This is a genomic window from Chamaesiphon sp. OTE_8_metabat_110, assembly GCF_031382685.1.
Taxonomy (GTDB): Bacteria; Cyanobacteriota; Cyanobacteriia; order Cyanobacteriales; family Chamaesiphonaceae; genus Chamaesiphon.
In genome coordinates this window covers 1-5,578 of record NZ_JANMZA010000176.1, presented here as the reverse complement: position 1 = coordinate 5,578, position 5,578 = coordinate 1, and the positions used below count along the sequence as shown (strand labels likewise).

At 45.8% G+C, this 5,578-nt stretch carries 5 protein-coding genes; 1 reads left to right on the top strand and 4 read right to left on the bottom strand.

Going from position 1 to position 5,578, the window contains the following annotated elements:
- The first annotated feature begins 95 nt into the window (after positions 1 to 95).
- Complete coding sequence (locus RMO52_RS06315; RefSeq protein WP_310411992.1) at positions 96 to 1,661, top strand: peptide ligase PGM1-related protein; 1,566 nt, start codon at positions 96 to 98, stop codon at positions 1,659 to 1,661.
- Between the two features lie 111 nt (positions 1,662 to 1,772).
- On the opposite strand, the gene RMO52_RS06310 is transcribed toward RMO52_RS06315, so the two are convergent.
- From RMO52_RS06310 to RMO52_RS06295, 4 genes are all read right to left on the bottom strand, one after another.
- Entirely contained in the window at positions 1,773 to 2,585 is an 813-nt protein-coding gene (locus RMO52_RS06310; RefSeq protein ID WP_310411988.1) for a DUF6816 family protein, read from the bottom strand.
- Between the two features lie 160 nt (positions 2,586 to 2,745).
- Positions 2,746 to 3,834 (bottom strand): chorismate synthase, encoded by a 1,089-nt coding sequence (gene aroC, locus RMO52_RS06305; protein ID WP_310411985.1) that lies wholly within the window; start codon positions 3,832 to 3,834, stop codon positions 2,746 to 2,748.
- 120 nt (positions 3,835 to 3,954) lie between these two features.
- Positions 3,955 to 4,374 carry a hypothetical protein gene (locus RMO52_RS06300; RefSeq protein WP_310411982.1) on the bottom strand — a complete coding sequence of 140 codons (420 nt, stop codon included), beginning with the start codon at positions 4,372 to 4,374 and terminating at the stop codon, positions 3,955 to 3,957.
- Between the two features lie 111 nt (positions 4,375 to 4,485).
- A complete protein-coding gene (locus RMO52_RS06295; RefSeq protein ID WP_310411980.1) occupies positions 4,486 to 5,010 on the bottom strand; it encodes a hypothetical protein in 525 nt (174 codons plus the stop codon).
- Between the last annotated feature and the right edge of the window lie 568 nt (positions 5,011 to 5,578).

The window sequence follows — 5,578 nt, the reverse complement described above, 5'->3', positions numbered from 1 at the left end:
AAGATATACTGAGATAGAGTAAGTATTCCGATGTCACGTACGTCCTAGCCGGGATTTTACCATCATTCCTTTATTCCACTGGAGAATCTATCCCGATGCAGGATGGCGATGAGTCTCGATCGAAACATGATGAATTTCAGCAATTGCAGTCGCGCTTACTAAGTTTGTGGCAAAGTTTTGACGCGACGATCGATAGCGATTGCGATATTTTAGTCGTACCATCGCTGAGTCTCGATCGCGGCGAACTGCTCAAGGTGGAAGGCTGCATCCATTATGAAGAGCGGCTATTATGCTCGCTGATGCGATTGTCAAATCCGCGCACACGGTTGATTTATGTGACTTCGGTACCATTAGCGCCGATCTCGATCGAGTATTATCTCCAATTATTACCAGGGATTCCGTTTTCTCACGCTCGCGAGCGACTGCTGTTATTTTCGACGGATGATTATTCGCTCCAACCCCTGAGTCAAAAAATACTCGATCGTCCGCGCTTATTAGAGCGGATTAAACAGTCCTTACGACCCGATCGATCGGTGATGATTTGCTATAATTCCACCGCAGTCGAGCGCGACTTAGCACTAAAGTTGGACGTGCCGCTGTATGCACTCGATCCAGATTTACTTTACTGGGGTACTAAAGCTGGCAGTCGGCAGATTTTTGCTGAATGTGGATTACCATATCCCGATGGCAGTCAGTTAGTATTTAACGATCGCGATTTGGCACAAGAAGCGGCGAATTTATGGGCGAGACAACCCCACTTGCTGCGATTAGTCGTCAAGTTAAATGAAGGCTTTTCTGGTGAAGGTAACGCGATCCTCGATCTGCGACCATTAGGACAGCCTACCAGCCATCCCGATCGAGTCCGCGCGATTAGTGATGCCTTTCCCAAGTTGAGTTTTCAGGGAGCAAATGAAACCTGGACTAACTTTCAGACCAAAATCGGTCATCTCGGCGCGATCGTCGAAGCCTTTATCGAAGGCGAAAATAAACAATCTCCGAGCGTGCAGGGGTGCATCACACCGCTGGGTACAGTCGAAATTCTCTCGACTCACGATCAAATTTTAGGCGGCCCCGACGGGCAAATTTTCTTAGGCTGTCAATTTCCCGCCGCCGCTGCCTATCGTCGTCAACTTCAGGATCTAGGATTGACAATTGGCAAAAACTTAGCTGCTAAAGGTGCGATCGAACGGTTTGGGGTAGATTTTATGGCGGTAGAATCTCCTGATGGTAATTGGGATTTACAGGCGATCGAAATCAATCTCCGCAAAGGTGGTACCACTCATCCCTTTATGACGCTCAAACTCCTCACCAATGGTGATTATCAACTGGATGATGGTTTGTTTTATAGTCAGCAAGGTCAGCCTAAATATTATTTTGCTTCGGACAATTTGCACAAACCCCAGTATCGGGGTTTATTACCGAACGATCTGATGGATATTATCGCGCATCACCGCTTGCACTTCGATAGCAGTACCGAGACGGGGACAGTTTTTCACCTATTGGGCTGTTTGTCAGAGTTTGGCAAAGTCGGGTTGACGAGTATCGGTAATTCGTTAGCTGAAGCTCAGGAAATTTATCGCAAAGTCGAGGAAGTTCTCGATCGCGAAACGCAACTAATTAATACTAAATCTTCATTACCGATCTCGTGGAAATGCCGTTAAATTAATTGAGAATTGAGAATTGAGAATTGAGAATTGGGTTTTCAGGATGGGGATTTAGATCCCTTGTTCTCGTTAACAACATATCTAAAAAATCGATTTTAGCGATTGGTATTAACTGGTCGGAATTAACTCCAATCGATACTTGTATAAAGCGACTGGACGATCGCCTTGCTTGCCACGCGATCGAAAATAATCGGGATCTTGTGGGGATAGATAGATTGCCGAAATCTGTGTCGCGGTAATCTTTGGTATTGGAGTAGCTGAAAATTGATAACTAGTAGTAGTTTCGACGGTATTGAGATAAATCGTCGCCGTCGTCCTAAATACTTGTTGTGAGACTTCAGTGGAAATGAATCGATTGGGGGCAGGTGCTTCGAGATCGAATCCAGTGACAAAGGCTTCTAGCTGACGATCTTGGGTGAGTTGGGTAATTTGTTTGGTGGGATTTTGCGGGTCGATTTTGACAGATTTCACGTTAGCAGCACCTAAATAAGCCGTGGCGATATTTAAACCATTAAACGCTCGATCGGCGACAATTTTCGGTGTGGGTAAATTCGATTTTAATTTGGGCAAATTTAGCAGCGAAGATTTGAGATTTTTATTTGGATCTGTCTGGATAAATTGGACGGTAAACTCGATCGGTTTATCGATATATTGGCGGTTGCTCTCAAAACCGGGCGTGACAATTTCCGGCGCTAACGGGGCAATCTGTTCGAGGAGAGTACTATTCGCCATCCAGCGTCCGCGAAACCACTCAGGATAGCTCAATTCGCCCTCATGCAGCGCGACTTTCGGCTGGGCGTTCCAATCGGGGTATCGAGCCACTCGATCGCTCAGATCGCCTGCTAGAGATGTCTGAATGCTCCCGCACCAGATCGCGATCGTGCCGATCCAAATTAAAATTTTGCGGACTAAACTATTCATACGCTGTTTTTAGCTAGTTTACTCCGTCGATCGACAAACAATGAGCAGCGACAGAAATCCCCTCCTCGGAGAGGTTCCCAATGGGCACAGATGAAAAATCCCCTCCTTGGAGGGGTGCCCAACGGGCGGGGTGGGTAGATCCACGCCACCCACCGAAAACTTACAAAACCTTACACTGCCCGTAGTAACGCAGTAGATGATCGCACAATACCAATGCCACCATCGCTTCCACCATAGGTACCGCACGGGGTAACACGCATGGATCGTGCCTGCCTTTGGCGGCTAAAGTTGTCTCTTCCCCCGCTTGAGTGACAGTATTTTGCTCCTTCCGAATCGTTGCAGTGGGCTTAAATGCCACCCGGATCACGATATGCTCGCCATTAGAAATCCCGCCTTGGGTACCGCCAGAGCGATTGGTGCGCGTCCGAATTTCGCCATCCTCATCGGTGTAAAACTCGTCGTTATGCTCGCTCCCAGTCATCAGCGTCCCCGCAAAACCCGAACCGATTTCAAATCCTTTAGTCGCTGGGAGAGACATCACCCCCTTAGCGATATCTGCTTCCAACCTGTCGAATACTGGCACACCCAAACCTTTAGGGACATTTCGTACCACGCATTCTACCACTCCCCCGATCGAGTCGCCTTCTCTGCCGATCGCTTCAATCCGATCGATCATCTGCTCCGCACATGTGAGATCCGGACACCGGACGATATTACTTTCGACTTGCTCCATCGTCACGGTATTACTATCGACAGTCGCTTCGATGTCCTGAATCCGTTTGACATAGCCGATGACTTCGACATTATTCACGATTTGCAGAATCTTTTTGGCAATTGCCCCCGCTGCTACGCGTCCGATGGTTTCCCGCGCCGAAGATCTACCGCCACCTTGCCAGTTCCGAATCCCATATTTGGCATCGTAAGTCGCATCGGCATGAGACGGGCGATAAGTCTGCACCATCTCACTATAGTCCTGAGAGCGAGCATCTTTATTTCTAACGAGAATGCTTATCGGTGTGCCCGTAGTTTTCCCTTCAAATACTCCAGACAGAATTTCGCAGGTATCAGTCTCCTTGCGAGGTGTAGTAATTTTACTCTGTCCGGGACGACGCCTGTCGAGTTCGACCTGGATCTCGGCTTCGCTGATTTCTACCAGTGGCGGACAACCATCGATGATGACACCTACCCCACCCCCATGTGATTCACCATAGGTGGTGATTCTAAATAAATGCCCAAAGGTGTTGCCCATCTTACTCCATCTATTTTCGGTGATTAGTTACTAGTTTATCAGTATGGAAGAGGAGATGCAGGAGCAAACTATCGTTACACCTGCTGCATCATCGATCGCCAAAGTAAAGTATTTGTCCAATTAGATCTTTTGTTCGGTAAGCACAACTTCTTTGAGCATATTGCTAGTACATTTAAAATTTGGCATTTGTTGAAGTATAGGTAGACTATAACCATTATCAACTCGAAGACGGTAAGTAACTACGAAATGAATTTGCTCGTTATTGACTTTTTCCAGGTCGCGCTTTGCAATAGTAAAGGTACGACCGACGGATATGTTTTGCTCTCCATCAATGCCAAATACTCCAGTTTCAGTCTTATATTGACCTTTGTCTGGCTCAAGGTATTGCAACTTGGTAACTTTCATTTCACGGGAGGTACCATTTTTGAGCCTGATGTCCACATTTTTACAAGTTTCCGAGCCTGCGACTGCCGCTGGTGGCATCCAAGCACTTAAAGCGATGACTAAGAGGGAAGGAAGAAAGAAAAGAGATGTTTTCATGGTATTTGCTCCTGTGAGTTATGTGGTAGGTGAGATAAAGCTATGTGGATCGATGGCAATCAGCGATCGATCCACAGAGAATAATGTAGTTGGATATTAAGCCAGTACAATCTATTTATCGAGTAAAACTGGATGCGTGCTTCCATCGATACAAACAAAACGATCGGTAGTCACACGAACAGGAGCGGCAAAATTATTAATGCCTTGTTTATGTTGGTATGTAACTCGGAATTGAGTACGACCACCAACTTGAGCAAAATTTCGCGTTGCCCGATGGACTGTGCCGGACTGTAATTCCTGTGTTCCGCTCGCACCCAAGAGTTGCTTGGGTACAAATGCGTTCTGAGTAGTATCTAAGTACTCAAAATTCGTGACCTTTACCGTATCTGGAGTTCCATTTTGAATATTGACATCTACATTGGCACAGGTAGCAGCGGGAGCGGGAGCGATAGTGGTAGTAGGAGCGTTGGTGGGAATGGTAGTGGGAGTGGGAATGGTAGATCCGGGAATGGGAGAATCAGGAATGGCAGAGGCACGATCGCTTGTACCTAGACACAGACTAACTGCTAATATCGATAGCAATACTTTGGCAGGTAATTGAGTTTTAACGAGATTGGTAAGTGTGGAAAGTTTCATGGTGATGTTCCTAGATTTGTTAAGTGGACTCGCTCTATATTAAATAGATTAGCTAAAGAGAGAGTTGGTAAAAGTCATCAAGACTGGCTGATTTTTATTCTCCATTCTTGCTGTTGTTATTAGTACGCGCTCGTGATGCAATTGGATCGAAATTCTCAAACTTTTTTATAAAAAAGACTTGTTAAAGCGCTAAAGCCGTTGTAAAGCAAGCGGTACAGCATTTTAGAGCGGGGTGTAAGCTTTGAATTTCAAGCTGAAATGCAGCATTTTTTAACCAGACAAATTAGAATTAAGAGGACTATTGAAATTTTACAAACAGAGTTTAAAAAAAGTTGTAACAGTAAATGAACCGCGATCGATCGAGTTTACAAGAAAACCGTAAAATGTATTGAGCTAAGTGTAGTAATCCATTTGGTGGTAAATTCTCTTTTACACTCTATGAAAAACTCACCTGATGCCGAACTGGTGCATAATTTGCGGCTCGGTCAGCATCAAGCTCTAACTGTTCTGTACGATCGATATGCTGGGTTGGTGTATAGCATCGCTCACCAAATTTTGCAAAATGCTC

Coding starts and splice junctions, on each gene's coding strand:
- RMO52_RS06315 (WP_310411992.1), top strand. CDS start 96: ATGCAGGATGGCGATGAGTCTCGATCGAAACATGATGAATTTCAGCAA.
- RMO52_RS06310 (WP_310411988.1), bottom strand. CDS start 2,585: ATGAATAGTTTAGTCCGCAAAATTTTAATTTGGATCGGCACGATCGCG.
- aroC (WP_310411985.1), bottom strand. CDS start 3,834: ATGGGCAACACCTTTGGGCATTTATTTAGAATCACCACCTATGGTGAA.
- RMO52_RS06300 (WP_310411982.1), bottom strand. CDS start 4,374: ATGAAAACATCTCTTTTCTTTCTTCCTTCCCTCTTAGTCATCGCTTTA.
- RMO52_RS06295 (WP_310411980.1), bottom strand. CDS start 5,010: ATGAAACTTTCCACACTTACCAATCTCGTTAAAACTCAATTACCTGCC.